This window comes from Amycolatopsis sp. cmx-4-61 (assembly GCF_046548775.1).
Lineage (GTDB): Bacteria > Actinomycetota > Actinomycetes > Mycobacteriales > Pseudonocardiaceae > Amycolatopsis.
Window position 1 is genome coordinate 524,071 of sequence record NZ_JAEBEI010000002.1, and the last position, 25,676, is coordinate 549,746.

At 72.0% G+C, this 25,676-nt stretch carries 26 protein-coding genes; 8 read left to right on the plus strand and 18 right to left on the minus strand.

Annotation, left to right across the window (positions count from 1 at the left end; all coding sequences use genetic code 11):
- Nucleotides 1-56 precede the first annotated feature (56 nt).
- Nucleotides 57-680: a TetR family transcriptional regulator gene (locus tag ACLJOU_RS10890; protein WP_410565982.1), complete on the minus strand. Its 624-nt coding sequence runs from the start codon at nt 678-680 to the stop codon at nt 57-59.
- Between the two features lie 40 nt (nt 681-720).
- Complete coding sequence (locus tag ACLJOU_RS10895; RefSeq protein ID WP_410565985.1) at nt 721-1,038, minus strand: hypothetical protein; 318 nt, start codon at nt 1,036-1,038, stop codon at nt 721-723.
- 149 nt (nt 1,039-1,187) lie between these two features.
- Here ACLJOU_RS10895 and ACLJOU_RS10900 point away from each other — a divergent pair, with 149 nt between their 5' ends.
- Nucleotides 1,188-2,522 (plus strand): MFS transporter, encoded by a 1,335-nt coding sequence (locus ACLJOU_RS10900; RefSeq protein WP_410565987.1) that lies wholly within the window; start codon nt 1,188-1,190, stop codon nt 2,520-2,522.
- Between the two features lie 90 nt (nt 2,523-2,612).
- On the opposite strand, the gene ACLJOU_RS10905 is transcribed toward ACLJOU_RS10900, so the two are convergent.
- From ACLJOU_RS10905 to ACLJOU_RS10935, 7 genes are all read right to left on the minus strand, one after another.
- A complete protein-coding gene (locus ACLJOU_RS10905) occupies nt 2,613-3,956 on the minus strand; it encodes an SPFH domain-containing protein (RefSeq protein ID WP_410566694.1) in 1,344 nt (447 codons plus the stop codon).
- Nucleotides 3,957-4,044: 88 nt separating this feature from the next.
- Nucleotides 4,045-4,533 carry an SPFH domain-containing protein gene (locus ACLJOU_RS10910; protein WP_410565990.1) on the minus strand — a complete coding sequence of 163 codons (489 nt, stop codon included), beginning with the start codon at nt 4,531-4,533 and terminating at the stop codon, nt 4,045-4,047.
- Nucleotides 4,530-4,964, minus strand: a complete 435-nt coding sequence (locus ACLJOU_RS10915) for an NfeD family protein (RefSeq protein WP_410565993.1) — start codon at nt 4,962-4,964, stop codon at nt 4,530-4,532. Before ACLJOU_RS10915 ends, ACLJOU_RS10910 begins: the two co-directional genes overlap by 4 nt.
- An 84-nt stretch (nt 4,965-5,048) precedes the next feature.
- On the minus strand, nt 5,049-5,864 hold the full coding sequence (locus ACLJOU_RS10920; RefSeq protein ID WP_410565996.1) for a DUF3097 domain-containing protein: 816 nt from the start codon (nt 5,862-5,864) through the stop codon (nt 5,049-5,051).
- A gap of 51 nt (nt 5,865-5,915) precedes the next feature.
- Nucleotides 5,916-6,800: an aminoglycoside phosphotransferase family protein gene (locus ACLJOU_RS10925; RefSeq protein WP_410565998.1), complete on the minus strand. Its 885-nt coding sequence runs from the start codon at nt 6,798-6,800 to the stop codon at nt 5,916-5,918.
- Nucleotides 6,785-7,582: an SCO1664 family protein gene (locus tag ACLJOU_RS10930; protein ID WP_410566001.1), complete on the minus strand. Its 798-nt coding sequence runs from the start codon at nt 7,580-7,582 to the stop codon at nt 6,785-6,787. The genes ACLJOU_RS10925 and ACLJOU_RS10930 overlap by 16 nt, the downstream gene beginning before the upstream one ends.
- 2 nt (nt 7,583-7,584) lie before the next feature.
- The gene (locus tag ACLJOU_RS10935; RefSeq protein WP_410566004.1) at nt 7,585-8,160 is read right to left on the minus strand and encodes a DUF3090 domain-containing protein; all 576 of its coding nucleotides are present in this window, start codon (nt 8,158-8,160) and stop codon (nt 7,585-7,587) included.
- 77 nt (nt 8,161-8,237) lie between these two features.
- Here ACLJOU_RS10935 and ACLJOU_RS10940 point away from each other — a divergent pair, with 77 nt between their 5' ends.
- Genes ACLJOU_RS10940 through ACLJOU_RS10950 form a run of 3 tightly spaced genes read left to right on the plus strand, consistent with a single transcriptional unit; the run spans nt 8,238 to nt 11,457 of the window.
- A complete protein-coding gene (locus ACLJOU_RS10940) occupies nt 8,238-10,157 on the plus strand; it encodes a prolyl oligopeptidase family serine peptidase (RefSeq protein ID WP_410566007.1) in 1,920 nt (639 codons plus the stop codon).
- Nucleotides 10,154-11,053 carry an LD-carboxypeptidase gene (locus ACLJOU_RS10945; protein WP_410566010.1) on the plus strand — a complete coding sequence of 300 codons (900 nt, stop codon included), beginning with the start codon at nt 10,154-10,156 and terminating at the stop codon, nt 11,051-11,053. The genes ACLJOU_RS10940 and ACLJOU_RS10945 overlap by 4 nt, the downstream gene beginning before the upstream one ends.
- The gene (locus tag ACLJOU_RS10950; protein WP_410566013.1) at nt 11,050-11,457 is read left to right on the plus strand and encodes a TIGR03668 family PPOX class F420-dependent oxidoreductase; all 408 of its coding nucleotides are present in this window, start codon (nt 11,050-11,052) and stop codon (nt 11,455-11,457) included. The genes ACLJOU_RS10945 and ACLJOU_RS10950 overlap by 4 nt, the downstream gene beginning before the upstream one ends.
- Here ACLJOU_RS10950 and mptB read toward each other — a convergent pair.
- The 5 genes from mptB to ACLJOU_RS10975 are packed head-to-tail and all read right to left on the minus strand — an operon-like array spanning nt 11,454 to nt 18,446.
- Nucleotides 11,454-12,989, minus strand: a complete 1,536-nt coding sequence (gene mptB, locus ACLJOU_RS10955; protein ID WP_410566016.1) for a polyprenol phosphomannose-dependent alpha 1,6 mannosyltransferase MptB — start codon at nt 12,987-12,989, stop codon at nt 11,454-11,456. The two genes, ACLJOU_RS10950 and mptB, sit on opposite strands and share 4 nt — an antisense overlap.
- A 47-nt stretch (nt 12,990-13,036) precedes the next feature.
- Nucleotides 13,037-14,686, minus strand: a complete 1,650-nt coding sequence (nikE, locus tag ACLJOU_RS10960) for a nickel ABC transporter ATP-binding protein NikE (protein ID WP_410566019.1) — start codon at nt 14,684-14,686, stop codon at nt 13,037-13,039.
- Complete coding sequence (locus ACLJOU_RS10965; protein WP_410566022.1) at nt 14,683-15,579, minus strand: ABC transporter permease; 897 nt, start codon at nt 15,577-15,579, stop codon at nt 14,683-14,685. Before ACLJOU_RS10965 ends, nikE begins: the two co-directional genes overlap by 4 nt.
- On the minus strand, nt 15,576-16,601 hold the full coding sequence (locus ACLJOU_RS10970) for an ABC transporter permease (RefSeq protein ID WP_410566024.1): 1,026 nt from the start codon (nt 16,599-16,601) through the stop codon (nt 15,576-15,578). The genes ACLJOU_RS10965 and ACLJOU_RS10970 overlap by 4 nt, the downstream gene beginning before the upstream one ends.
- A 3-nt stretch (nt 16,602-16,604) precedes the next feature.
- Nucleotides 16,605-18,446, minus strand: coding sequence for an ABC transporter substrate-binding protein (locus ACLJOU_RS10975; RefSeq protein WP_410566026.1), 1,842 nt, complete (start codon nt 18,444-18,446; stop codon nt 16,605-16,607).
- Between the two features lie 181 nt (nt 18,447-18,627).
- Here ACLJOU_RS10975 and ACLJOU_RS10980 point away from each other — a divergent pair, with 181 nt between their 5' ends.
- A complete protein-coding gene (locus ACLJOU_RS10980; protein WP_410566029.1) occupies nt 18,628-19,455 on the plus strand; it encodes a M55 family metallopeptidase in 828 nt (275 codons plus the stop codon).
- Nucleotides 19,448-20,755 carry a M20/M25/M40 family metallo-hydrolase gene (locus ACLJOU_RS10985; protein WP_410566031.1) on the plus strand — a complete coding sequence of 436 codons (1,308 nt, stop codon included), beginning with the start codon at nt 19,448-19,450 and terminating at the stop codon, nt 20,753-20,755. Before ACLJOU_RS10980 ends, ACLJOU_RS10985 begins: the two co-directional genes overlap by 8 nt.
- On the opposite strand, the gene ACLJOU_RS10990 is transcribed toward ACLJOU_RS10985, so the two are convergent.
- On the minus strand, nt 20,752-21,477 hold the full coding sequence (locus ACLJOU_RS10990; RefSeq protein ID WP_410566034.1) for a dienelactone hydrolase family protein: 726 nt from the start codon (nt 21,475-21,477) through the stop codon (nt 20,752-20,754). The genes ACLJOU_RS10985 and ACLJOU_RS10990 overlap by 4 nt on opposite strands.
- 23 nt (nt 21,478-21,500) lie before the next feature.
- Nucleotides 21,501-22,466, minus strand: coding sequence for a zinc-binding dehydrogenase (locus ACLJOU_RS10995; RefSeq protein WP_410566037.1), 966 nt, complete (start codon nt 22,464-22,466; stop codon nt 21,501-21,503).
- Between the two features lie 55 nt (nt 22,467-22,521).
- On the opposite strand from ACLJOU_RS10995, the gene ACLJOU_RS11000 reads away from it, so the two are divergent.
- Nucleotides 22,522-23,283, plus strand: a complete 762-nt coding sequence (locus ACLJOU_RS11000) for a helix-turn-helix domain-containing protein (protein ID WP_410566040.1) — start codon at nt 22,522-22,524, stop codon at nt 23,281-23,283.
- Here the strand turns inward: ACLJOU_RS11000 and ACLJOU_RS11005 are convergent.
- Together ACLJOU_RS11005 and ACLJOU_RS11010 are read right to left on the minus strand one after the other, a co-directional pair.
- Nucleotides 23,273-23,911: a class I SAM-dependent methyltransferase gene (locus ACLJOU_RS11005; protein WP_410566043.1), complete on the minus strand. Its 639-nt coding sequence runs from the start codon at nt 23,909-23,911 to the stop codon at nt 23,273-23,275. The genes ACLJOU_RS11000 and ACLJOU_RS11005 overlap by 11 nt on opposite strands.
- A 195-nt stretch (nt 23,912-24,106) precedes the next feature.
- Complete coding sequence (locus ACLJOU_RS11010) at nt 24,107-24,694, minus strand: TetR/AcrR family transcriptional regulator (protein WP_410566046.1); 588 nt, start codon at nt 24,692-24,694, stop codon at nt 24,107-24,109.
- Between the two features lie 178 nt (nt 24,695-24,872).
- On the opposite strand from ACLJOU_RS11010, the gene ACLJOU_RS11015 reads away from it, so the two are divergent.
- Nucleotides 24,873-25,334 (plus strand): ester cyclase, encoded by a 462-nt coding sequence (locus tag ACLJOU_RS11015; RefSeq protein WP_410566049.1) that lies wholly within the window; start codon nt 24,873-24,875, stop codon nt 25,332-25,334.
- Nucleotides 25,335-25,676: the final 342 nt, after the last annotated feature.

Here is a 25,676-nt window from a genome sequence, read left to right on the forward strand (position 1 = left end):
TTTTTTCGGGCACGGCGAAGCAGCCCGGCGAGCGGGCGCTTCGGGGTGAGGTGGTGTTACCGGGGTTCGGGCAGGCCGGACGCCAGCCGGCCGAAAACGTCCCGCAGGACGTCCGCCACGGACGGCCGCGGCTCGGCGATGAGCCACTGCTGGGTGACGACGTTGAGCGCGGCGCCGACGACGCCCGCGACGAGCCGCGGGTAGACGTCCCGGGAAGCGTCGGTGCCGGTCCGTTCGGCGACGGCGAGCGCGAATTCGGCTTCGGCGGCCGCGCCGGCCTTCTGGAACTCGCCCTGCAGGCTGGGTTCGGCGACCATCAGCCGCAGCCCTTCGACCCACGCCGGGGTGGCGCCCGACCCGTCGGGCACCGGTTCACCGAGGGCGAACCCGGCGAGCGCGGCCTGGGTGATGGCGTCCCAGATCGGCTCGTCGGCCGGCCGTTCCCGCAGGGCGGCGGCGATGGCGCGGGCCCGGTCGTGGTGCCGGGCGACGATGGCTTCGCCCTTGCTGCCGAAGTAGTTGCTGAAGGTCCGGGTGGACACCCCGGCTTCGGCGGCGATGTCTTCGATCCGCACGTTGTCGTACCCGCGTTCGACGGTCAGCCGGATCGCCGCCCAGCTCAGCGCGATCCGCGTTTGCTGCTTCTTGCGGTCGCGAAGACCGGCGCGGTCGGTGTCCATGGCTCCACCGTACCGAACTTTGCAGATTCTGCAAAGTTTCCTAGTCGGCAAGTTTTGTGGCGGGTCCACCGGCGAGGAAGGCGGCGTAGGGCGTGGCCGCGTCGCGTTCCACGACCGGCCGGGCGTTGCTGTAGCGGCCGTCGGACCGGTCCCGTTTCGGTCCGGACAGCCAGAACTCCTCGCCGGTTTCGACGTCGACGAAGTTGGCGTCGTAGCGGCCCGGCCACCGGCGCAGGGTCCGGCCGTGCACGTAGGCGGTCCGCCACGTCTTGGTGAACCGGACCCAGGCGATCCACGACGGGCCGCGGTCGGTGTCGTAGCCCGTCTTGAGCTGGAGGTACATGATCCGGCGCGGCATGGCCCGAGCATAGGCGCGGGCGCGCGCGGCGCGCGTCCGATTTTCCCGGGACTCCGTCACGCACCGGACGACAACGGCGTCATCGATCGCCTAACGCCGCCTCGCGCGTCACACTGTTGTGTGACATCGGTCACCGGAGGTGTTGCGAGATGGTCCTGGGCGACAACAGCGTCACTCACACGGCGGCGACGGACAACAGAGTGCAAGTACGGCGGGCCGCGCTGGCGAGCGCGATCGGCACGACCATCGAGTGGTACGACTTCTTCCTCTACAACACCGCGGCGGCCTTGGTCTTCCCGCACCTGTTCTTCCCCGCCTCGAGCGCCTACGCCGGCGCGATGCAGTCCTTCGCCACCTACGCGGTCGGGTTCGCCGCGCGGCCGGTCGGGGCCGCGATCTTCGGGCACTGGGGTGACCGGATCGGGCGGAAGGCGACGCTGATCGTCACGCTGCTGCTGATGGGCATCTCCTCCGGCGTCGTCGGGCTGCTACCCGGGACCTCGGCGATCGGCGTGGCCGCCCCGCTGATCCTGGTGCTGCTGCGGCTGGTGCAGGGCATCGCCATCGGCGGTGAGTGGAGCGGCTCGGTCCTGCTCGCCATGGAATGGGGTGACCAGCGCAAACGCGGGCTGCTCGGCAGTTTCGCGCAGATCGGCGTCCCGGTCGGGCTGGTGCTCGGCACCGGCGGGATGACGCTGCTGTCGGCGACGCTGTCCCCCGCCGCGTTCGACTCGTGGGGCTGGCGGGTCCCGTTCCTGCTCAGCCTGGTGCTGGTCGCGGTCGGCCTGGTGATCCGGCTGAAGATCCTCGAGACGCCGATGTTCGCCAAACTCGTCGAAAACCGGCGGACGTCCCGCACACCGGTGCTCGACGCGATCCGCCACCACTGGCGGGAGATACTGCTGTCGGCCGGGGTCCGGTTCAGCGAGCAGATGCCGTTCTACCTGTTCACCAGCTACGTGCTGATCTACGTCGTGGCGCGGCACGAGTTCAGCAAGACGTTCGTGCTCAACGCGGTCCTCGTCGGCGCCGCGTGCGAACTGGCACTGATCCCGCTGTTCTCGGCGCTGTCGGACACCTTCGGCCGCAAACGGGTCTACCTCAGCGGGGCCGTGCTGACCGGGTTGATCGCGTTCCCGTACTTCACGGTCCTCGCCCACGGCAGCCACGCGCTGGTGTTCGTGGCGGTCGTCGTGTCGTTCGTCCCGCACGCGCTGCAGTACGGCCCGCAGGCGGCGTTGATCGGCGAGAGCTTCCCGACGCACCTGCGCTACGGCGGCGCGGGGCTCGGCTACCAGCTGGCGTCGGTGTTCGCCGGCGGGCCGGCGCCGCTGCTGGCGACGTGGCTGCTGCACACGACCGGGACGCCGTACGCGATCTCCGGCTACATCGTCCTGTCCGCGGTGGTCACGGTCCTGTGCGTGATCTTCCTGAAGGACCGGTCCAAGGCGGACATCGAGGACGTCAGCGTGTACCAGCGGTAAACGCCCCAATGTGGCCTTCGGTGCGTGAGACGCAACCAAGGCGGCCTTCGGTGCGTCAGACGCACCGAAGGCCGCCTTGGGGCGCTCGGGTCAGCGGCGCGGGCCGCCGAACGGGGGCTGCTGCGGGAACGGGCCGCTGCCCGGGTTCTGCTGCTGCGGGCCGCCGAACTGGCCCGGCGGCGGAGCCTGCGGCGGCGGGCCCTGGTACTGGCCGCCCGGGGGCGGGCCGGCCGGGGCCTGCGGCTGCGGCAGCGCGGGCTGGCCGCTCTGCGGCGTCGGCGGCTGCTGCTGCGGGGCCGGCGTGACCTCGGTGCCGCGGTCGTCGTCGGCCTGCGGCTCGGGCTGCTGCTGGGCGGGGCGCGGGATCGACGGCCGTGCCGGCGGCGAGGACGGCGCCCCGATCGCCGGGACCTCCTTGCGCGCCACCGCTTCCGCGGCCGCGACGGCCTCGGCGACCTTCGGGTCGCTCTTGGTCTCGAACCAGCTGGAGACCTCGTCGTCCTCGAGGTCGGGCTTGTCCGGGACGTCGTCTTCCTTCGGCGGCTCGTACCGGAAGACGCCGTCGTCGCCCGGGGCGCCGAGCGCGCGGGCGAAGCCTTCGAGGGCCTTGCCGTAGTCGCTGGGGATCATCCAGACCTTGTTCGCGTCGCCCTGGGCCATCTGCGGCAGCGTCTGCAGGTACTGGTAGGCCAGCACCTCCGGCGTCGGGCGGCCGGCCTTGATCGCGGCGAACACCTTTTCGATCGCCTTCGCCTGGCCCTGGGCCTGCAGGTAGCGCGCGGCCCGCTCACCCTGGGCCCGCAGGATGCGGGACTGCCGCTCGGCCTCGGCGGCGAGGATGGTCGCCTGCCGGGCACCTTCGGCGGCGAGGATCTGGCTCTGCTTCTGGCCTTCCGCGGTCTTGATCGCCGATTCCCGCTGCCCCTCGGCGGTGAGGATCATCGCGCGCTTCTCGCGGTCGGCACGCATCTGCTTCTCCATCGAGTCCTGGATGGAGGGCGGCGGGTCGATCGCCTTGAGCTCGACCCGGCTCACGCGGATGCCCCACCGGCCGGTCGCCTCGTCGAGCACGCCTCGCAGCTGGGTGTTGATGGAGTCGCGGGAGGTCAGGGTCTGCTCGAGGCTCATGCCACCGACCACGTTGCGCAGCGTGGTGGTGGTCAGCTGCTCGACACCGACGATGTAGTTCGAGATCTCGTACACCGCCGCGCGCGAGTCGGTGACCTGGAAGTACACGACCGTGTCGATCGACACCGTCAGGTTGTCCTCGGTGATCACCGGCTGCGGCGGGAAGGAGACGACCTGCTCGCGCAGGTCGATCCGGGCGCGCACCTTGTCCAGGAACGGCACGAGGATGTTGAGGCCGGGCGAGGCGACCGTGCGGAACCGGCCGAGCCGCTCGATCACGGCCGACTGCGCCTGCGGCACCACCATGACCGCCTTGGCTATCGTGATGATCACGAGCAGGACCAAGGCGATGACCAGGCCGATCGCGAATCCGGTCAAGACATTTTCCCCTTACCTAGTACCATTCTTGCGCGGTTGACGGCGTTCCGGGTGCCGCGGGCGGGTGCACCGCGAGCTGCAGGTCCTTCGCGGTGATGCCCCAGCGGCCGGTGGTGTCGTGCAGGACCGTCCACACTGTACGGTGCAGCTCCCCGGGCGCGGTGACGGCGCGCTCGGCGGTGGTCAGGCCGGCTTCCTGCCGCAGCGCGGTGCGGGTCAGCCGGTCGACCGCGAGCGCCGGGTTCGCGATTTCGTAGGTGGCCCGGCGTGGGTCGGTGACGGCGAAGACGACCTCGAACCCGATGAGGACTTCCTGCCCGTCGCCGGCCTCGACCGGGCGGGGCGGCGCGGAGAGGATCTGTTCGCCGAGGTCGAAGCGGGCGCGGACCCGGTCGGCGAACGGGACCACGAAGTGGCGGCCGGGGCCGAGCACGGTGCGGTAGCGGCCGCCGCGTTCGATCACCGCGGCGTGGCCCGCGCCGACGGTGACGAGTCCGAGGCTCACGGCTCGGCCGACACGACGGCGGTGGCGCCGGAGATCTCGACGACGGTGACCGCGGTGCCGGGCGCGATGGGGGGAAGGTGCTCGCCGAGGCTGCGCGCCGACCAGACGTCCCCGGCCAGCTTCACCTGCCCGGCTTCGGCATCCACTGTGGACACCACGACGGCACGGGCGCCGATCAGCGCGTCGACGCCGGTGTGGTGGATCGGCCCGGCCAGGAAGCGCCGCTTGAGCGCGGGGCGGACCAGCATGAGCATGCCGACCGAGGCGACGGCGAACACGGCGACGTCGATGACCAGGTTCCCGGTGAGGACCTCGGCGCCGGCGCCGAACAGCGCGGCGACACCCAGCATGATCAGCACGAAGTCGCCGGAGACGACTTCGGCGATCATCAGGGCGATGCCGACGATCAACCAGACCAGTGCCCAAGCCATGGCTTCATGCTCTCAGATCGCGCCGGTTCGCACCGGCGCAGTGACGGGCCGTAACCTTCGCGTGACCTTGGACAAATCAGACATTCAGTCCTCTTCCGTCGGCTCGGTGACGAAGTCGATGAGCCGTTCCACGGCCCCGATGAGCGGGGTCTCGAGGTCGCGGAAACTGCTCACCCCGCTCAGGACACGCTGCCAGCCTTCGAAAGGTTGCCCCCAGCCGAGGGCGGCGCAGATCCCCTGCTTCCACTCGGTGCCGCGCGGGATCTTGGGCCACGCCTCGATCCCGACGGCCGCCGGGCGCACGGCCTCCCAGACGTCGATGTAGGGGTGCCCGGTGACCAGCACGTTCTCGTCGCGGATCGCCTCGACCAGCCGCGATTCCTTGCTGCCGGGCACGAGGTGGTCGACCAGCACACCGAGCCGGCGGCCGGGGCCGGTGCCGAACTCGGCGATCCGGTCGGCGAGGACGTCGACGCCGTCGAGGGGTTCGACGACGACCCCTTCCACGCGCAGGTCGTGACCCCAGACGCGTTCGACGAGCTCGGCGTCGTGCTTGCCTTCGACCCAGATGCGCGAGTCGCGGGCGACGCGGGCTTTGAGGCCTTCGACCCGCACCGAGCCGGACGCCGAGACCTGCCGCGCCGGCGCCTTCGCGGGCGCCCGAAACGGCACCAGCGTGACCGGTTTGCCCTCGAGGAGGAAGCCGGCGGGGACGAGCGGGAACACGCGGTGGCGGCCCTTGGCGTCCTCGAGCACGACGTTCCCGTACTCGATCTTCACCACCGCGCCGCAGTAGCCGCTGGCCGGGTCCTCGACGACCAGGCCGGGTTCGGCGGGGACCTCGGGCACCTTCTTGCGGCGCGGGCCGGCGAGCACGTCGTCATACGAGTGGGAGCGCACGACCTGGGAACTTAGCGGCGGCGACGTCCCGGGCCGGTCATGCCACGCCGGTCAGCGCGCCATCTCCAGCAGCGCATCGGTGAACGGCGTCCGGTCGCCGCGGCGCAGGGGCGCGAGTGCGACCAGCGGAGCCATCGCGACGCACCAGGCGCGGACGCGGTCGGCATCGAAGCCGCTCACGTGCGGGGCGAGGGCGGCGATGCCGTCGTCGATGGTGCCGCCCGCGGCCATCGGGACGAACACGAAGTCGATGGCGTCGAGAGAGGGGTCGCCGAGCGCGGGCCGCGGGTCGATGGCGACCGCGCCCCGGGCACCGGCGTCGAGGACGTTGGCCGGGTGCAGGTCGCCGTGGACGAGCGTGACCGGCCCGCTGGTGGCGAGTTCGAGAGCACGCTCCCGCCCTTGGGCCAAGACCTCGGCGCTCATGTGCTCGGCGGCCGCGGACTCGCCACGACGGCGTTCGGAGAGGTCGAAGATGAACTCGATGCCGTCGGCCAGCCGCCGGAGCTCCCCGCGGGGCTCGGCGGCGTGCAGTTGGTCGAGCAGCTCGCCGATCTCCGCCCACGGCACGTCACGACCGGTCAGCTCGGTGCCCGGGACCAGGCCTTCGAGCAGGATGGCGTTGGCGTCGAGGTCGGCGTCGACGATCTGGACGACGCGGGAGCACCCGGCCCAGGCGCTCAGCCCGGAGAACTCCAGGCGGGCGACTTCCGGATCCGGGGTCAGTTTGAGGACCTGCAGGTCACCGCCGGGGCCGGTGCACAGCAGGGTGCGGCCGGTGTTGCCGGGCCGGGCCTCGCGGATGGTGAGCCCCCACTTCGCGCTCAGGCGGTCGACCAGGTCCGGCAGCGTGTCGCACCACGGCTCGGCCAGCTCGGGACCGAACCGGTCGGCAAGCCGGGCGCGCGCCGCGTCGCCGATCAGAACAGGGGCCACGGGATGGCGCGCCAGTCGTCGCCGGGCTCGGGGAAGATGCCCTCGGCGAGGAGCACGTCGGTGCGGTCGGCCAGGGCGCGGATCTCGAACTTGGTGATGTGCTCGGCGAGGGTCCGGCCGAGGCCGCCGTCGAGTTCCGAGCGCAGCTTGCGCAGCTTTTCGACGGTGTCCGGCGGCAGCGGCTCGCCGATCCAGCCCCACAGGACGGTCCGCAGCTTGGGGTCGGTGTGCAGGCAGATGCCGTGGTCGACGCCGTAGACGTGGCCGTCGACGCCGGGCAGGAGGTGCCCGCCCTTGCGGTCGGTGTTGTTGGCGACGATGTCGAGGACGGCGAGGTCGCGCAGCCCGGGGTGGTCGGCGTGGGCGAGCACCGCGGGCTCGCCGAGCCGGTCGTGGGCGTGCAGCACCGGGCGCCAGCCGTCGGGCACCTCGTCGGGGGGCAGGACCTCGACCAGGTCGTCTTCGGTGGTTTCGATCCAGAGCTGGACCATGCCGGGGCCGAACGGGCCGTCGCGCAGCACGGTCGGCGGGATGGCGCCGATGCCGGTGGTGTCGGCGATGATCGCGGTGGCGACCTCGCGCCCGGCCAGGGTGCCGTCGGGGAAGTCCCACAGCGGCCGCTCCCCCGACACCGGCTTGTAGACGACCCGGCCGGTGACGCCGTCGAGCTCGATGGCGCAGAACAGCGTGACGTTGGAGGCGTCGACCAGCCGGCCTTCGACGTCGATGCGGCCGTGGGTGACGAGGTCGCGGGCAGCGGGATCGGCCGGGGCAGGCGTCATGGTCAGTCTTCGTCCGGCTCGGTTTCGCGCCGGTAGCCGTTCTGCCGGGGGCAGATGTGGCCGGTCGGGTCGAGCGGCTCGCCGCACAGCGGGCAGGGCTTGCGGCCGGCGTTGACGACGCGGTCGGCCCGCTCGGCGAAGGCGCGGGCGGCGGCCGGGGTGAGGAAGACGCGGACGGCGTCCGGGCCTTCCTCGGTGTCGTCGAGCACGACCGTTTCGTCGACCTCGCCCTCGGTGATGGCGAGCAGCTCGATGACGACCGCGCTGCTGTCGGCGTCCCAGCCCAGGCCCATGGTGCCGACGCGGAACTCCTCCTCGACGGGCACGGTGAGGGGGTCGAGGTCGACGAGGTCGTCGGGGGCGTCGTCGGGGACGTCGGCGCCGAACCGGCTGGCGACCTCCTCCAGCAGCGAGCTCAGGCGTTCGGCGAGCACGACGACCTGCTGTTTTTCGATGGTGACGCTGATCGTGCGCACGTCCTCCGACGCCTGGAGGTAGAACGTGCGATCGCCGGGCTCGCCGACGGTGCCGGCGACGAACCGATCCGGCTGGCGGAAGACGTGGATTACGCGAGACATAGCACTGACGACCCTAGGCCACGGGCGCATGATCGGCATCCGCCGCCCCACCGTAGGCGGCCCGCTAGCCTCGGGGGGTGTCTCGGATCTCCCCGTACGGAACGTGGTCTTCGCCCATCACCGCCGCCGAAGTGGCCGCCGCCGGCGGCGGGCCGCAGTGGCTCGACGTCGTCGACGGCGAGGTGTGGTGGGCCGAGGCGCGACCTGGTGAACAGGGCAGAGTCGCCCTGGTGAAGGCCGTTCCCGGCGGGACGGAGGACGTGCTGCCGTCGCCGTGGAACGTCCGCAACCGGCTGCACGAATACGGCGGGCGGCCGTGGGCGGTCGCCGGGGGTGTGGTGGTCTTCACGCACTGGGCCGATCAGCGCGTGTACGCGCAGAGCGAAACCGGCGTGGTGGCGCTTACCCCCGAGCCCCCGGAGCCGCAGGGCGTCCGCTACGGCGATCTGCGGGTCGGCCGGCCGAGTGAGGTCTGGGCGGTCCGGGAGCGCAGCACCGGGCCGCGGCCGGCGGACATCGAGCGCGAGCTGGTGGCGATCGCGGTGGACGGCGGCGGCGAGCGGGTGCTGGCCGCGAGCCACCGGTTCCTGACGGTGCCGAAGCCGGCCCCGGACGGGCGGCACGCGGCCTGGTTCGGCTGGGACCACCCGCTGATGCCGTGGGACGGCACCGAGCTGTGCGTGGCGCCCGTCGGCGAGGACGGCACGTTCGGGCCGCACCGGGTGCTGGCCGGCGGCCCGGACGTCTCGGTGTGCCAGGTGGAGTGGGAGACGCCGGCGTCGCTGCTGGCGGTGCTGGACCCGGGCGGCTGGTGGAACCTGCACCGGATCGGCCTGGACGGTTCGGCGGTGAACCTGGCGCCGGTGGAGCAGGAGCTCGGCGGGCCGCTGTGGAAGCCGGGGTCGCGGTGGTTCGCCGCACTGGGCGGCGGGCGGTACGCGGTGCTGTCTTCGGGGCGGCTGGTGGTGCTCGACGAGACGGACGGCTCGGTGACGCCGCTGGCCGGCGAGCTCACGGCGTGGTCGTCGACCGCCTTCGCGGTCGCCGGGGACGACGTGGTGGGCGTCGCCGGCGGGCCGGAGCGGGAGGCCGCCGTCGTGCGGGTCTCCCCCGACGGCGCGGTGGCGGACCTGACGCCGCAGCCGGCCCTGCCGCACGCGTACCTGCCGGTGCCGCAGGAGCGGGTGTTCGGCACGACCGACGGCGAGGCCGTGCCCGTGGTCCTGTACCCGCCGCGGAACCCGGAGTTCACCGCGCCCGAGGGTGAGCGGCCGCCGCTGCTGGTGTACGTCCACGGCGGCCCGACCGGGCAGCACCTGCCGCAGCTGGATCTGGAGATCGCGTACTTCACCAGCCGCGGCATCGGCGTGGCGGCGGTCAACTACGGCGGGTCGACGGGCTTCGGGCGCGCCTACCGGGAGCGGCTGCGGGAGCAGTGGGGCGTGGTGGACGTCGCCGACTGCGTCGCGGTGGCCGAGGCGCTGGTGGCGGCCGGGCTGGCCGACGGGGACCGGCTGGGCATCCGCGGGGGCAGCGCGGGCGGGTTCACCGCGGCCGCGTCGCTGACGACGACGAAGACCTACCGCGCCGGGACGGTGATGTACCCGGTGCTGGACCTGGCCGGGTGGACCGGGACCGAGGGCGACACGCACGACTTCGAGTCGCGGTACCTGGACGGGCTGGTCGGTCCGCTGCCGGAGACGCGGCCGCGGTACGTCGAACGTTCGCCGCTGGCGAATGTCGGCGGCCTGGCCGGGCCGGTGCTGTTCCAGCAGGGCCTGGAGGACCGGATCTGCCCGCCGGAGCAGGCGGATCGGTTCGTGGCGCGGCTGGCCGGGCGCGGGATCCCGTACGCCTACCAGCGGTTCGCCGGTGAGCAGCACGGGTTCCGGCAGGCGGCCACGATCGTGGCGGCGCTGGAGGCGGAGCTGTCCTTCTACGGTCAGGTGTTCGGGTTCGGGACGCCGGGCGTGGCGCGGCTGGAGCTGTCGCGGTGAGGCCGCCGCGGTTGCGGGCCGGCGACACGCTGGCGCTGGTGGCGCCGGCCGGGCCGGTGCCGGCGGACCTGCTGGAGAAGGCGCTGCCGGTGCTGCGGGGCTGGGGCGTGGAGGTGCAGGTGGGGCCGTGCGTACGGGCTTCGCCCGGGTCGCCGCCGTACCTGTCCGCCCCGGACGCGGCGCGGGCGGCGGAGTTCACCGAGGCGTGGCGGGACCCCGGGGTGCGGTGCGTGCTGGCGGCCCGCGGCGGCTACGGCGTTCAGCGGATGCTGGACCTGGTGGACTGGCCGGCGCTGCGGGCGGCGGGCCCGAAGGTGCTGGCCGGGTCGTCGGACATCACGGCGCTGCACCGGGCCGTGGATGTCCACCTTGGACTGTCCACATTGTTCTCGCCGATGCCGGCGAGCGTGCTGTTCGACGACTTCGCGGTCGAGCACCTGCGGCGGTCGCTGTTCGAGCCGGAGCGGAACCTGGTGGTGCGGGGCGGGTCGGCGCTGGTGCCGGGCCGGGCGTCGGGGGTGCTGGTGGGCGGAAACCTGTCGCTGCTGGCGGCGGGGATCGGGACGCCGGAGCACGGGTCGGCGCGGGACGCGATCGTGCTGCTGGAGGACGTGACGGAGAGCGTGTACCGGCTGGACCGGATGCTGACGCAGCTGCTGCGCGGCGGCTGGTTTTCCGGGGTGCGCGGGATCGTGCTGGGTTCGTGGGCCGCGTGCGGCGACGCGGCGGACATCCGGGCGCTGGTGGTGGACCGGCTGGTGCCGCTGGGGGTGCCGCTGGTCGAGGAGTTCGGGTTCGGGCACGTGGCGTCGTCGCCGACGTTGCCGCTGGGGGTGCCGGTCACGCTGGACGCGGACCTGGGGACGTTGACCTTCGACTCCCCCGCGTTGACGTGAAGCTCTCGTCGTCGGAAGCCCGCGCCCGGTTCGCCGCGGCGCGGGTGGCCCGGCTGGCGACGGTGTCGGCCGCGGGGACGCCGCACTTGGTGCCGGTGACGTTCGCGGTGCGCGACGACGTGGTGGTGTTCGCGGTGGACCACAAGCCGAAGTCTTCGACGGCGTTGCGGCGGCTGGCGAACATCGAGGCGAACCCGGCGGTCTGCTTCCTGGCCGACGGTTACGACGAGGACTGGTCGCGGCTGTGGTGGGCCCGCGCGGACGGCACGGCTCGGGTGCTGCCGCCAGGCTCGGAGCCGGTGTCGTGGCTGGTGGCGAAGTACGAGCAGTACGCGGCGCGGCCGCCGGAACACGCGGTGGTGGTCACGCAGGTGCGGCGGTGGAGCGGCTGGACAGGCTCCTAGTCGCGGAGGAACTTCTCCGGGCGGCGCCAGGCGTCGATGATGCCCAGGGGGTCCGGGCGCAGCAGGGACGCCGCCGAGTACAGGCTGGCCACCACGACTCCGGCGATGAACCACCAGTCGTAGAGGGCCTGCTCGCCCGTCGGGTAGTACACCAGTGTCACGAACACCGACACCGCCACCACGAGCGCCAGGTGCCGCGGCTGCCACTTGAACGCCGACAGGAGCACGAAACCCCAGGTCAGGTACCACGGGAGGGTCGGGGGCATGAGGATCGCCACGGCCAGGAGCGAAATTCCGGCCCGGTAGACCGACTCGGTGCCGCCGCCGCGGGCGAGCCACCACTGGCGGATGCCGAAGGCGATCAGCACGAGCATGCCGGCCGCGCGGGCGACCGTCACGAACGGCGATACCTGGACGTCCACGACCAGGTGGACCAGGTTGTAGAACACCTCGCCGATGCCGGTCGGGATGTTCAGCCAGTTCGCGATGAGCTGGGGGGCCTTGAGCCCGGACCACCAGCCCAGGTTGAGCGAGCCCAGCGAGATCCAGGTGCCGGCGACGAACACCGGCAGGAACAGGCCGACCGACGCGGCGCCGGCGCGCAGGAAGTTGCGGACCTTCGACTCGCCGGCGAGGTGGTTGGCCCACATCCAGACGATGAACGGCAGCGCGATCGCCGCGGTGGGCTTGATCAGCATGCCGATGGTGACCAGGACGACCGCGACGACGTGCTTGCGTTCCAGGGCGGCGAGGACGCCGATGGTGAGGAACGCGAGCATCATCAGGTCGTTGTGCGGGCCGCCGAAGAGGTGGATGACCATCATCGGGCTGGCCACCGCCAGCCACAGCGCGACCGGGAGCTTGCCGCCGAGGTGCTTGACCAGCCGCGGCAGCGCCCACAGCGTCCCCGCCAGGCCCACCAGGAGCACGACGCGCATGAGGATGACGCCGAGGATCATGTTGTCGCCGGTGGTGGCGACCACGCCCTTGGAGATGAGCAGGAACAGCGGCCCGTACGGGGCCGGGGTGGTCTGCCAGAGCGGGTGGACGTTCTGCACGACGTTCGGCAGCACGTCGAGCTCGGCGGGGCCGTTGGCGTACGGGTCGAGCCCGTAGAGCAGCTGGGCGCCCTGGCCGAGGTAGGAGAAGACGTCGCGGGTGAACAGCGGCGGCGACACCAGCAGCGGGGCCATCCAGCAGCCGGCGGCGACGAGGATCGGGCGGCTGCCGATGCGGCCGGCGAGCACGTAGCGGCCGAGGCGGACCCAGGCCCAGACGACCATGCCGAAGCCGGTGTAGAGCACGGCGTTGGCGAGCATGCGCCCGTGGCCGTAGCGGACCCAGGACAGCGGGCCGTGCCCGAGCACGGGGTCGGAGATGAGGATGCCGCCGGCCCCGAGGGCGGCGATCATCAGCAGGGTGCTGCCGACGGTGCCCATCGCGATCGTGCGGTAGGGGAATCGCGAGGGCACGCGGAGCCGCTCGGCCAGTCCGGTCGAGGGTGTCTGCGCGGGGTCGGTGGTGGTCGCCATTTCCGTTCGGAGATTACACACCGCGCTCGTCCGGGGTTCCCGCAGTATCAGGTTCCCACGGTGCGGCGCTGGGCGGTGCCGCCGGGGAGGGCGGCCAGCAAGGACTTCGTGTACTCGTGCTGCGGGTCGAGCAGGACCTGTTCGACGGTACCGGTCTCGACGAGCTGGCCGCGGTACATCACGGCGACGCGGTCGGCGATGTTCCAGGCCAGGCCGAGGTCGTGGGTGATCACCAGAGCCGCGAGGCCGAGTTCGCGCCGCAGCCGCAGCAGCAGACCGAGGATTTCGCCGCGCACGGACGCGTCGAGCGAGGCGACCGGTTCGTCGGCCACCACCACCGACGGTTCGAGCGCCAGCGCTCCGGCGATGACGACGCGCTGGCGCTGGCCGCCGGAGAGCTGGTGCGGGAGCCGGTCGGCGTACTTCTCCGCCGGCCGCAGTTCCGCGGCTTCCAAAGCCCGGTGGACGACGGCGCGCTCGTCGGCGAGCTTGTGGATCCGCGGGCCTTCGGCGACGGCTTCGTACACGGTGTGGGCCGGGTTGAGCGCGCTGGCCGGGTCCTGCAGGACCAGCTGGACCTGGCGGCGGTAGGCCTTGAGGCCGGCGCCGGAGGCCGGGACCGGTTTCCCGGCGTAGCGGACCACGCCGGAGTCGGGCTTCTGCAGGCCGAGCAGGGTGCGGGCGAGGGTGGTCTTGCCGGAGCCGGACTGGCCGACCAGCGCGACGATCTCGTCGCGGGACACCGTGAGGTCGACGCCGGCGACGGCGTCGATGCGCTTGCCGGTGCGGTCGCGGAAGGACACCCGCAGGTTCTCCGCGGCCAGCAGCGGCTCTCCCCCCGCTCGTTCCGGCGGTTCGGGGGGCAGCGGGTTGGTGGTGGCCGGGGCGAAGCGGGACGCCGGGTCGCCGACGGTGGGGAACGCCGCGGCCAGCGCTCGCGTGTGCTCGTGTTTCGGCGAGCTCATGACCTCGGCGCCGGGGCCTTCTTCGACGATCTGCCCGTCGTACATGACGGCGATGCGTTCGCAGGTGGCGGCGAGCACGGACAGGTCGTGGCTGATCATGATCAGCCCGATCCGCTGTTCGGCGACCAGCCGGGAGAGCAGGGCGAGGACCTGGGCCTGGACGATGACGTCGAGGGCGGTGGTGGGTTCGTCGGCGATGATCAGCCGGGGCGAGCAGGCCAGGGCCATGGCGATCATGACGCGCTGCTTCTGGCCGCCGGACAGTTCGTGGGGGTAGGCGCCGGCCCGGCCGGGCGGCAGGTCGACCTGGGTGAGCAGTTCGGCGACGCGGGCGTCGACCGCGGCGTCGGACAGGGCCTTCCCGGCGGGCGGGTGCAGCCGCAGCGGTTCAGCGATCTGCTCGCCGATCTTGCGGACCGGGTTGAGGGCGTGCATGGCGCCCTGGAACACCACCGACGCCTCGGCCCAGCGGACCGCGCGCAGCCGTCCCCACTTCATGGCGGTGACGTCTTCGCCGTCGAGCCGGATTTCGCCGGTGATCTTCGCGGTGCGCGGCAGCAGGCGCAGCACGCTCATGGCGACGGTGGACTTGCCGGAGCCGGATTCGCCGGCGACGCCGAGGGTGCCGCCGGGGGCGAGGGTGAGGTCGACGCCGCGGACGGCGGGGACGTCGGTGTCCCCCACCGCGTAGGTGACGGTGAGGTCGGTGAGCTGCAGCAGCGGGGTGGTCACTTCTTCAACCTCGGGTTGAACACGGTCTCCAGGCCCCGGCCGACCAGGGTGAAGAAGAGGACGACGAGGACGATGGCGATGCCGGGCGGGAGCACGTTCCACCAGGCGCCGCGGCTGATGGCGCCGTTGTTGAGCGCGTTCTCCAGCACCAGGCCCCAGGTGATGGAGTTGGGGTCGCCGACGCCGAGGAAGGACAGGGTCGCGTCGGCGATGACGGCGTTGCCCACGACGAGGGTGGTGTTGGCCAGCACCAGGGGCATCACGCCGGGCAGAACGTGCCGGCCGATGATGTGCAGGTGGCCGCCGCCGAGGGCGTGGGCGCGCTCGATGTAGGGGCGGCTTTCGATGGTGAGGGTCTGGGCGCGGACGAGCCGGGCGGTGCTGGGCCAGGCGGTGAGGCCGATGGCGATGATGATCGTGCCGACGCCCTTGGGCAGCACCGCCGAGAGGGCGATGGCGAGGATCAGCGAGGGCAGGACCAGGAAGAAGTCGGTGAACCGCAGCAGCGTCGCCGACACCCAGCCGCCGAAGTGGGCGGCGGTGATGCCGATCAGGGTGCCGATGACGACCGACAGCAGGGCGGCGGAGAACCCGACGAGCAGGGAGATCCTGGTGCCCCAGACGGTCATGAGCAGCACCGAGCGGCCGAAGTTTTCGGTGCCGAGCCAGAAGTCGGCGTTCGGCGGGGACAGCGGCTGGCCGGTGGCCTTGGTGACGTCGAGGCCGGTTTCGTCGCTGATCAGCGGCAGGAGCAGGGCGACGAGCACGGTGACGCCGAGCAGGACGAGCCCGGTGAGGGCGGCCCGCTGGGCGGCGAATTCCCGCCAGGTCCTCCGCAGCGACGCGCGGCGGCGGGCCCAGGCGATCTGCCGGGGTGTCTCGGCGGTGGTCATGAGGTACGCACCCTGGGGTCGAGCACGCGGTAGAGCAGTTCCGCGAGCAGGTTCATCAGCACCACGGCGCTGGCCAGCACGGTGAAGACGCCTTGGAGCACCGGCAGGTCGGGTCCGTGCAGGGCGTCGTAGGTCAGCTGGCCGAGGCCGGGCCAGCTGAACACGGCCTCGACGGTGACCGCGCCGGCCAGCACCGAGCCGAACTGCATGAACACCAGCGTGGTGGTGGGCAGCAGGGCGTTGGGGACGGCGTGGCGGCGGCGGACGAGGTCGTCGCGCAGGCCCTTGGCGCGGGCGGTGGTGAGGTAGTCGGCGTTCATCTCCCCCAGCAGCGACGACCGCATGATCAGCATGTACTGGGCGTAGAACACCGCCAGCAGCGTCACGCACGGCAGCACCAGGTGGTGCAGGACGTCGAGGGTCTGGGACAGGAAGTCCGGGGCGGCGTCGGGTGAGTGCATGCCGCGGCTGGGGAACAGGCCGTTGGTCACCACGAGCAGCATCAGGCCGAGCCAGAACTGCGGGACCGACCACAGCGTCAGCGCGATGCCGGTCTGGCTGCGGTCGAAGAAGCTGTCGCGGCGCCAGGCGGCGCGGATGCCCAGCCACAGACCGAGCAGGACGGCGAGCAGGGTGGCGCTGCCGACGAGCAGGATGGTCGGCCAGAGGCGTTCGCCGATCATGTCGGCGACCGGGCGGCCGTTGTTGAGCAGCCGGGATTCGCCGAGGTCGCCGTGCAGCAGGTCCCGGAAGTAGGTGCCGAACTGGACGAGGAGGGGCTTGTCGAGGCCCATCTTCTCGCGCAGTTCGGCGATCTGCTGGGGGCTGGTGACGCGCTCGCGGGTCATCGCCGCGGCCGGGTCGCCGGGCAGCATCCGGAAGAGGAAGAAGAACAGCACGATCACCAGCAGGATGCTGATGACGGCTTCGAGGAGCTTCTTGAGCACGAACCGGGCCGTGCCGGTCCCGCCGCGGTGCTCGTCGGGGTCGGCGAGCACCGCGGCTTGTTCGGGGGCGGTCATGTTCTACTCGCGGTCTTCCGATGTCTTGGTGCGGCGGCCGAGCATGATGCCGCCGCCGACGAGGACGACCACGACGACCGCGCCGATGACGATCCACAGCACGGTGTTGCCGCTGCCGGAGTCGGCGGTGTTCGTGGTGCCGGCCGGGGTGGCGCCGTAGACGCCCCAGTAGCCGGTCTGCTCGAGGATGGCGCCCTTGGGCTGCGGCTGGGTGGTGAAGCCGGAGAACTTGTCGGAGCGGTAGGCCTCGAGGGCGTTCTGGTAGTCCAGGACGATGGTCGGGACCTGGCTGTAGAGCCGGGCCTGGGCCTGCTTGACGTAGTCGGCGCGCTTGGCGTCGTCGGTTTCGGTGAGCTGCTTCTTGTAGAGGTCGTCGTAGGCGGCGTCGCAGAAGAACGTGTCGGTGCTGCCGCCCTTCGCCTCCGGGCTCGGGCGCGCGGCGCAAGTGTGCAGCGAGAGCGCGTAGTCCGGGTCGGGGTTGGTGCCGTAGCCGCCGATGGCGAGGTCGTACTTGCCGGTCTCGGTGCGGTCGGACAGCTCGTCGTCGGAGACGAGGTCCTGCTTGACGGTGATGCCGATGTCCTTGAGCCAGCCGGTGACGTACTGGGCGACGCCCTGGTCGTAGCTGCGGTTGGCGTGGCCGGTCAGGCGCAGTTCGAGCTTGGCGCCGCCGGGGGCGGTGCGGACGCCGTCCGGGCCCTTCCGGTAGCCGGCCTGCTCCAGGGTGGCGTTGGCGGCGGCGAGGTCGAACTTGATGCGTTCGGTGTCGCTGGGGTCCCAGTGGTAGGCGGAGTAGACGGCGGGCACGACACCGCCGCCGACCTGGCCGAGGCCCTTGAGGACCTTGTCGACGATGGTCTTGGTGTCGACGGCCTGGGCGATGGCCTTGCGGAGGTTGAGGTCCTTGAGCACCGGGTTGCCGTCACCGATCGGGTTGTTGGCGTTGTCGGTGACGCCGAAGTTGAGCGCCAGTTCGTCGTAGCGGCGGCCGGGGGCGGCGTTGGTGGTGATGCCCTGCTGGCCCTGGAGCGCGGCGAACTGGTTGGGGTTGAGCCGGTTGATGACGTCGACTTCGCCCTGCTTGAGCGCGTTGACCGCGGCTTCGGTGTCCTTGAACTGCAGCAGCTGCAGTTCGTCGATCTTGGGCGCGCCGCGCCAGTAGTCCTTGTTGGCCTTGAACTTGACGTACTCGTTCGGCTTGTACTCGGTGAGCTGGAACGGGCCGTCGGAGACGCCGGCGACGGCGAGGGTGTCGGTCTGGGGGGACTTGAGGTCCTTGACCGGCTCCCAGATGTGCTGCGGCACGATCGGGACGTCGAGCAGGTTCATGTTGACCTGCACGGTCTTCGTCTTGATGACGAGCGTGGCGTCGTCGGGGGCGGTGACCGTCTCGAAGTTGGCCACGTAGTTGCCGTTGGCGGTGCGGGCGTTCTCGTCGGTGAGCATCCGGTTGAAGGTGAACGCCGCGTCCTTGGCGGTGACCGGCTGCCCGTCGCTCCACTTGACGCCGGTGCGGATCTTGAACGTCCAGGTCAGCTTGTCCGGTGACGGGGTCCACGACTCGGCGAGCGCGGGCGAGGCTTCGGCCTTCGCCGCGTCCGGGACGGTCAGGAACTCGTAGGTGAACCGGCCGATCTGGGTGGACGCCGAGAGGACGGCGGTGAAGGGGTTGAGGTGGTCGATGCCGGTGGTGAGCGCGACCCGCAGCACCTTGGCCTGCTGGGCCTGCTGGGCGTGGGCGGGGACGGCGAGCGGGATCGCCGCCAGTGTCGCGGCGGCGACGACCGCGCCCACGCGGGCGAATCGCCCGGTTCTGCGTTGGAACTGCACCGAAAACCACCCCATCGTTCGCTTGTGAGCCTCCCCAAGGACGAGAAGTAACCACATATCGGGACAACCGCGCAATATGTTGCCACCTCGGCAGGTGCCCGATCGTTATCGACCGCCGATCGTCACGCTGGGTGACCGCCGGGGGTGGGGGGCGTTCGGCGTTCGGGGGCCGGGCGCGCTGGCTAGAGTGCCCGGCATGCGCATCCTGATCTCGGCGGACATGGAGGGCGCCACCGGCGTCACCTGGACCGACGACGTCGTGCCCGGTTCGCCGCAGTGGGACCGCTTCCGGCGGTTGTTCACCGGCGACGTCAACGCGGTGCTGGCCGGGCTGTTCGAGGCCGGGGCCAGTGATGTCCTGGTCAACGAAGCCCATTCCTCGCAACGGAACCTGCTGCTGGAGGACCTCGACCCGCGGGCGCGGATGCTCACCGGGCGGCACAAGCCGCTGTCGATGATGCAGGGCATCGATGCCGGGGTGGACGGGGTGGTGTTCCTCGGCTACCACGCCGGGGCCGGGTTCGACGGGGTGCTTTCCCACACCTACCTGGAGAACCAGATCACCGGGGTGTGGCTGGACGACGTCCCGGCGAGCGAGGGGCGGCTGAACGCGGGCATGGCTGCCGAGTACGGCGTCCCTGTCCTGCTCGTTTCGGGTGACGACAAAACGTGCGAGGACGCCCGTGATTACGCTCCGGAGGCGGAGCTGGTCCAGGTGAAGGAGTGCGTGAGCCGGTACGCGGCGATCTGCCTGCCGCCGTCGCGCACGGCGGAGCTGCTGACCGGCGCGGCGGCCGAGGCGATGGCGCGGGCCGGCCGGGAGGAGCGGCGGGTCCGGCCGCACCGGATCGAGGTCGAGTTCGACGCGAGCCACCTGGCGCAGTCGACGGCGGTGATCCCGACGGTGGAGCAGATCGGGACGCGGCGGGTCGGCTTCGACGCGCCGGACATGACCGAGGCGATGAAGTGCTTCAAGGTCGTCACGGCGATCGCGGCGGGGGCGGTGCAGGGCATCTATGGCTGACCGGGCCGACGTCGTGGAGCTGTGCGCGGACCTGATCCGGTTCGACACGACCAACCGCGGGAACAACGACGCCCGCCCGGAGCGCCCGGCCGCGGAGTACGTGGCCGCGTTCCTCGACGGCCTCGGCATCCGGTCGCGGATCCTCGAAGCGGCGCCGGGGCGGGCGAGCGTGATCGCCCGCGTGCCCGGTACCGACCCGGCGCTGCCGTCGCTGCTGGTGCAGGGGCACCTGGACGTCGTCCCGGCGGACGCCGCGGACTGGTCGGTGCCGCCGTTCGCCGGCGAGGTGCGCGACGGGTACCTGTGGGGCCGGGGGGCGACCGACATGAAGGACTTCGTCGCGATGGTGCTGGCCGCGCTGGCGGGCGGGGTGCGGCCGCGGCGGGAGCTGGTGCTGGCGTTCGTCGCGGACGAGGAGGATCGCGGCGAGTGGGGCGCGCACTGGCTGGTCTCCTCCCATCCCGAGCTGTTCGAGGGGTGCGTGGCGGCGATCAGCGAGTCGGGCGGCTACACCTACCACGTGCCCGCGGCCGACGGCCGGGACGTGCACCTGTACCCGGTCGGGACGGCCGAGCGCGGGACGGCGCACCTGCGGCTGACCGCGCGGGGCCGGGCCGGGCACGGGTCGCGCCCGAACGAGGAGAACGCCGTCGTCCGGCTGGTGGGTGCGCTGCACCGGATCGCCGCGCACCGCTGGCCGGTGTCGCTGACGCCGGCGGTGCGGGCGTTCCTGGAGCGGACCGGCGCGGCGCTGGGCGTGCCGGTCGATCTGTCCTCTTCGGACGGTGTGGACGCGGCGGTGGCGGCGTTGGGGCCGGCGGGTTCGCTGGTGGTGCCGACCGTGCGCAACAGCACGACCCCGACGATGCTGGACGCGGGCTACAAGGTGAACGTGATCCCGTCGACGGCGACCGCGCAGGTGGACGTGCGGGTGCTGCCCGGCACGGAGGAGGCGCTGTTCGCCACGCTGGACGAGCTGCTCGGCGCGGGCGTGACGCGGGAGTTCGTGGCGCACCAGCCGCCGGTGCAGGCGCCGGTGGAGTCCCCGTGGTTTTCGGCGATGGAGTCGGCGTTGCGGGCGGAGGACCCCGAAGCCGTCGTGGTGCCGTACTGCCTGGGCGGCGGGACGGACGCGAAGGCGTTCGCGCAGCTGGGGATCGACTGTTACGGCTTCGCGCCGTTGTGGCTGCCGAAGGGGTTCCCGTACCGGGCGATGGCGCACGGGGTGGACGAGCGGGTGCCGGTGGCGGGGCTGCACTTCGGCACCCGCGTCCTGGCCCGGTTCCTCGAGACCTGTTAGCGGGCGGGGCCGAGGAGCGCGAGCAGGTTCTCCCAGTGCCGCCGCAGCGCGGCCGGGTCGAAGGCGTCGGTGTCGGCCATGGTGAAGCCGTGGACGGTCCCGGGGTAGACCTCGGAGGTGTACTCGAGTCCCGCGGAGTCGAGGGTCCGGTTGAGCTCGCCCAGCGCCTCGGGTGTCAGGTCGCTTTCGGCGTGGCCGAAGTGGACCCGCGCGGTGAGCCGGCGGAGGGTGTCGGGCCCGGCCGCGGACACGGGGGCGTGGAACGCGGCGAGGGCGGCCACCCGGCCGGGGTGGGCCGCGGCGGTGTGTGTCGCGAGGAGACCGCCGATGCAGTAGCCGGTCACCGCGACCGGTCCGGGACCGGCCTCGGGCCGGGCGGTGAGGAACTGGAGGTAGGCGTCGGCGTCACGCAGGATCCGGTCGGTGGTGTGCGCCTGGATCATCGGCATCAGCCGGGCGAAGATGCCTGGCCGGGCTTCCTCGCCGATGTGCTCGGGGAGTTCGAGCACCGGTGCCGGGCCGTGCCGGTAGAAGGGGTTGGGGACGAGCACGTAGTAGCCGTGACCGGCCAGTTCCTCCGCCATCTCCCGCAGGACGGGCCGGATGCCGAAGCCGTCCGGGTACATCAGTACCGCGGGGTGGGGTTCGCCGTCGGCGGGGAACGCGGCGAAGGCGTCGGCTTGGCCGTCGGCGGTGGGGATCTGCAGTGGTGTGGTGGGCATGATCGCCGAGCCTAGCCAGCGGATCACGGCACGACGACGAGTTTTCCGGTGGCCCGGTCGGCTTCCATGTACCGGTGGGCGGCGGCGATGTCGTCGAGGGCGAAGACGCGGTCGATGTTCGGCCGGTACGTGCCCGCTTCCACTTCGGTGACGATCCGCTGCAGCACGCCGGTGGCGCCCTTGAGGTTGTCGCTGTGGAACGCTGTCAGTTTCGTGCCGGAGGGGATCTGCGCGATGGGTTCGAAGTCCGGGACGAGCCAGCCGCTGAGGGAGCCCGCCACGCAGACCGTGCCGCCGCGGCGGACCAGACGCAGGGAGTCCACCGCCGTGCGGGCGCCGACGAGGTCGAGCACCCAGTCCGGGCCTTCGGGCCACAGCCGGGTCACGCCGGTCAGCGGGGCGCCGTCGTCGATGAGGACGTGGCCGGTCAGTGCGGCCGCCTTTTCGGGGCGCCGGGTGGTGGCGGCGACCTCCAGGCCGTGGCCGGCCGCGATCGACGCGGCGGCGAGGCCGACCGAGGACGTGCCGCCGCGGATCAGCAGCCGTCCGCTGCTGCCCGGGCCGATGCCGAGCGCGTCGAGGGCGCCTTGCGCGGTCAGGTACGTCTCGGGCAAGGCGGCCAGGACGTCCCAGGGCAGCGTGGTGGACAGGGGCATCAGCAGCGCGTCGGGCAGCAGGGCGTATTCGGCGTAGCCGCCGTCGAAGGCCCGGCCCATCTCCCCCATCACCGCCGCGACGGTCGTCCCCTCGGGCAGGCGGGGGTCGGTCGAGGCGGCGACGGTGCCCACGCATTCGATGCCGAGCACGCGCGGGAAGACGACGGCCGGGGAGTGCCCTTGCCGGGTCCGCAGTTCCGACCGGTTCAGGCCGGTCCCTCCGACTCGCACCAGGCTCCAGCCGTCCCGGACCGCCGGGATCGGCAGCTCGCGGATCTCCAGCACCTCGGGGCCGCCGGCCCGGACACACACCGCTGCTCGCATCGTCTGCATGCGTCCCACTGTCACCGGCGCCGGTGGTGGCCGACCACCGGTAAAATGCCAAGCCATGCCCATTGGCCGCCAAGTCGAGCCCACGTCGCGGATCTGGCCGTCCGGCGGAGTCCACCTGTGGCCACCGGGCGGAATGAGCGACGCGGATTCCCACGATCGCGGGCACCTGGTCTACGCGGCGCGGGGCGTGCTGTCGGTGCACACCGAGCGGGGGACGTCGATCGTGCCCGCCAACCGGGTCGCGTGGACCCCGGCCGGGTTCGTCCACCGGCACCGCGCCCACGGCCACACCGACATGCGGATCGTGTTCCTGCCGGCGGCACTGGCCCGGCTCGTGCCCGCCCGGCCCGCGGTGTTCACCGCCTCGGGCCTGGCCCGCGAGGTGCTGCTGGCCCTCACCGGCCCGCGCGAGTACGACCGGGCCGCGAGCGCGCGCCTGCGCCGGGTGCTGGTCGACGAACTGCGCGAAGCGCCCGAGCAGCCGCTGCACCTGCCCGAACCGCGCGACGACCGGTTGCGGGCCGTGGCGCGGCGGCTGTACGAGCAGCCGGGGGACAACACCCCGCTGGCCGAGCTCGGGCAGGTCATCGGCGCCAGCTCGCGCACGTTGAGCCGGTTGTTCCGCGACGAGCTCGGCATGACGTTCCACGAGTGGCGCACCCAGGTGCGGATCGGGCACGCGCTGGTGCTGCTGGCCGACGGGCACGACACCGCCGCCACGGCCCGGGCGTGCGGCTGGGCGAACCCGAGCCACTTCATCGCGGCCTTCACCGCCGTCGTCGGGACGACACCGGGCCGTCACCGGGCTAACGGGTGAAGGTGGCCCAGTAGCGCGCGCCGTCGCGGACGGTGTCGAGGCTGACCAGCCGGACGCCGTCCTGGGCGACGGATTCGACCTCGGAGCGGCTGAACGGCCAGGGCGGGCTCTGCCAGTTCGCCATGTCCTGGTTCTCTTCGGCGACCTCGGACACGATCGCCGTGCCGCCCGGGGCGAGGAACGAGGCCAGCGACGTCAGGGCGGCGGGCCGGAAGTCGCGGGGCATGGCCTGGATGTTCATGATCTCCACGACGAGGTCGAACGCGCGGTGCCACGCGGACGGCGGGTTCAGCAGGTCCGCGACCACGTAGTCCACTGTGGACCGCGGGAAGCGGTCGCGGGCCGCGGCCACCGCGGTGGGGGCGACGTCGAAGCCCGTCACCGCCCAGCCGTGGGCCGACAGCAGTTCCGAGTCGTCGCCCAGCGCACTGCCCACGACCAGGGCCCGGCGGCCCTCACCGGGGCGGGCCCAGGCGGCCAGGTCGGGGTTGGGCCGGCCGCGGGTCCAGGGGACTTCGGCTTCGCCGCGGGCGGCGGCGGTGTAGAGCTGGTCGAACCAGCCGGTCGGGTCGCCCTCGGCGAGGGAGGCGCGGGCGAGGACGCGGTCGGCGGGTTCCGGTGTCGTCATGATCGCGACCTTAGCGACGGCACCGGAGCCCGCGGACCGGTTTTCACGGCGCGGCCGGCCCCGGAATCGGTGTGGAGCGGCTCCCCCGCCCAGTAGGCGCGGTCGCCGCCCTTCTCGACGATCAGGGCGCGGCGGCGCTCCACGTCGAGGTCGAGCCGAGGATCTCCTCGGCGCGGGCGCAGGTCTCGGCAGTGGTCAGCGGAGCAGGAGGTCCACGACGTGGTCGATGCGGTCGGCGCGCGATCCGGGCAGGAGGCCGGGGCCGGCGAGGTAGTCGGTCCACGCCTGCAGCTGGGCGGCGCCGCAGAAGAGCAGGGCGAGGGTGCCGGGGTCGGCGGCGGGGTCGAGGGCTCCGTGCCGCTGCCAGGCGGCGAGGTATGCGGTCATCTGCTGGACGGCGATCTGGGGGCCGGTGCCGTTGGCGGTGTTGGTCGCGCGGTAGGCCTCGAAGAGGGTGGCGTCGGAGACGGCTCCGGCGATCAAGGGCAGTGAAGCCGCGTAATAGTCGATGGCCGCGTCGGCGGCGCCGGTCAGCGCGGTCTTCAGGTCTTCAGCGTGTGGCGTGGGCGGAGTGAGGGCGTCGCGCCACGCCTTGAGTTCGGGCAGGTCGGTGGAGAGCAGGGTGGTGAGCAGGCCGAGCTTGCCGCCGAAGTTCTTGGTGATCGAGCCTTCAGCGGCGTCCGCGGCCTGGGCGATCTCGCGGGTGGTCAGCCGCGCGATGCCTTTCTCTCGCAGGAGCCGCGCGGCGGCGTCCAGGATCCGCTGCCGTGCGGGTGCAGCCATCGGGGGTCTCCGTTCGTGACCGGGGTCTCGGGCGACCCGTGGTTGACAAGTGAGGTGAGTGCGCACCATAGTAGCGCCATCGCCGCAAAGTGAGGTGAGCGCGCACCTCACTTTGCGATGCTGATCTCGTCACCGCACCTCCACTTGCACTCCTCACCCCTCGAAAGGACCCCGTCTCATGAGCAACTCCGTCCCCGAGACCCGGAACGACCAGCACATCACCGAGATCGTCCGCGCCTTCTACGAACCGTTCCGCACCGGCGACACCGCGATCTACGGCGAGATCCTCGCGGAGGACTGGATCGACGTCCCGTTGGCGCCGGGGCAGGAGCAGGGACCGGGAGGAATGGCTGCCCAGATCGCGTTGTTCCGCCACGCCATGCCCGATTACGACGTCAAGCACGAAGACCTCGTCGTCGGAGCGGACCGGGTTGCCGTCAGGAACACCGTCAGCGGCACCCACCAGGGCGCTTTCATGGGGCACCAGCCGACCGGCCGGCGCATCGAGATGCGCACCATGGACATCCACCAGGTCCGCGACAACCGCATCGTCACCACCTGGCACCTCGAAGACTTCGCCGGCCTGATGGCCCAGCTCACCGCACCGGCCGAAGCACCCACCCCTGGTGCCTGGAGGTAAGCCCGCCGGCGAAGGCAGCCGACGGCTCTCGCTCGGTGGGCGCCGGGCGCGGCCGGTGGCCGTCGGGGTCGAGCGAGTTCGCCGTCGATGTCGAACCCGCGGACCAGCCGGCGCAGGTGGTCACGGAGCCGGTCGGCGGCGGCGGTGCCTGCCGGGGAACGTGGTGGTGGCGAGGGTCGGTGCGGTGGTGGCGGCGAAGATCTCGAGTCGTCTCGGCGGTCCCCCGTTTTCGGCGTTGTCTGTTTTTGGCCAGGTTTGCCGGGCGGTCTTGACATCGATGTCACCCGCGCGTTTCCCTTCGGTGGCGCCGCCGGTCCCCGCCTGCGCGGCGCTGCTGAAGTC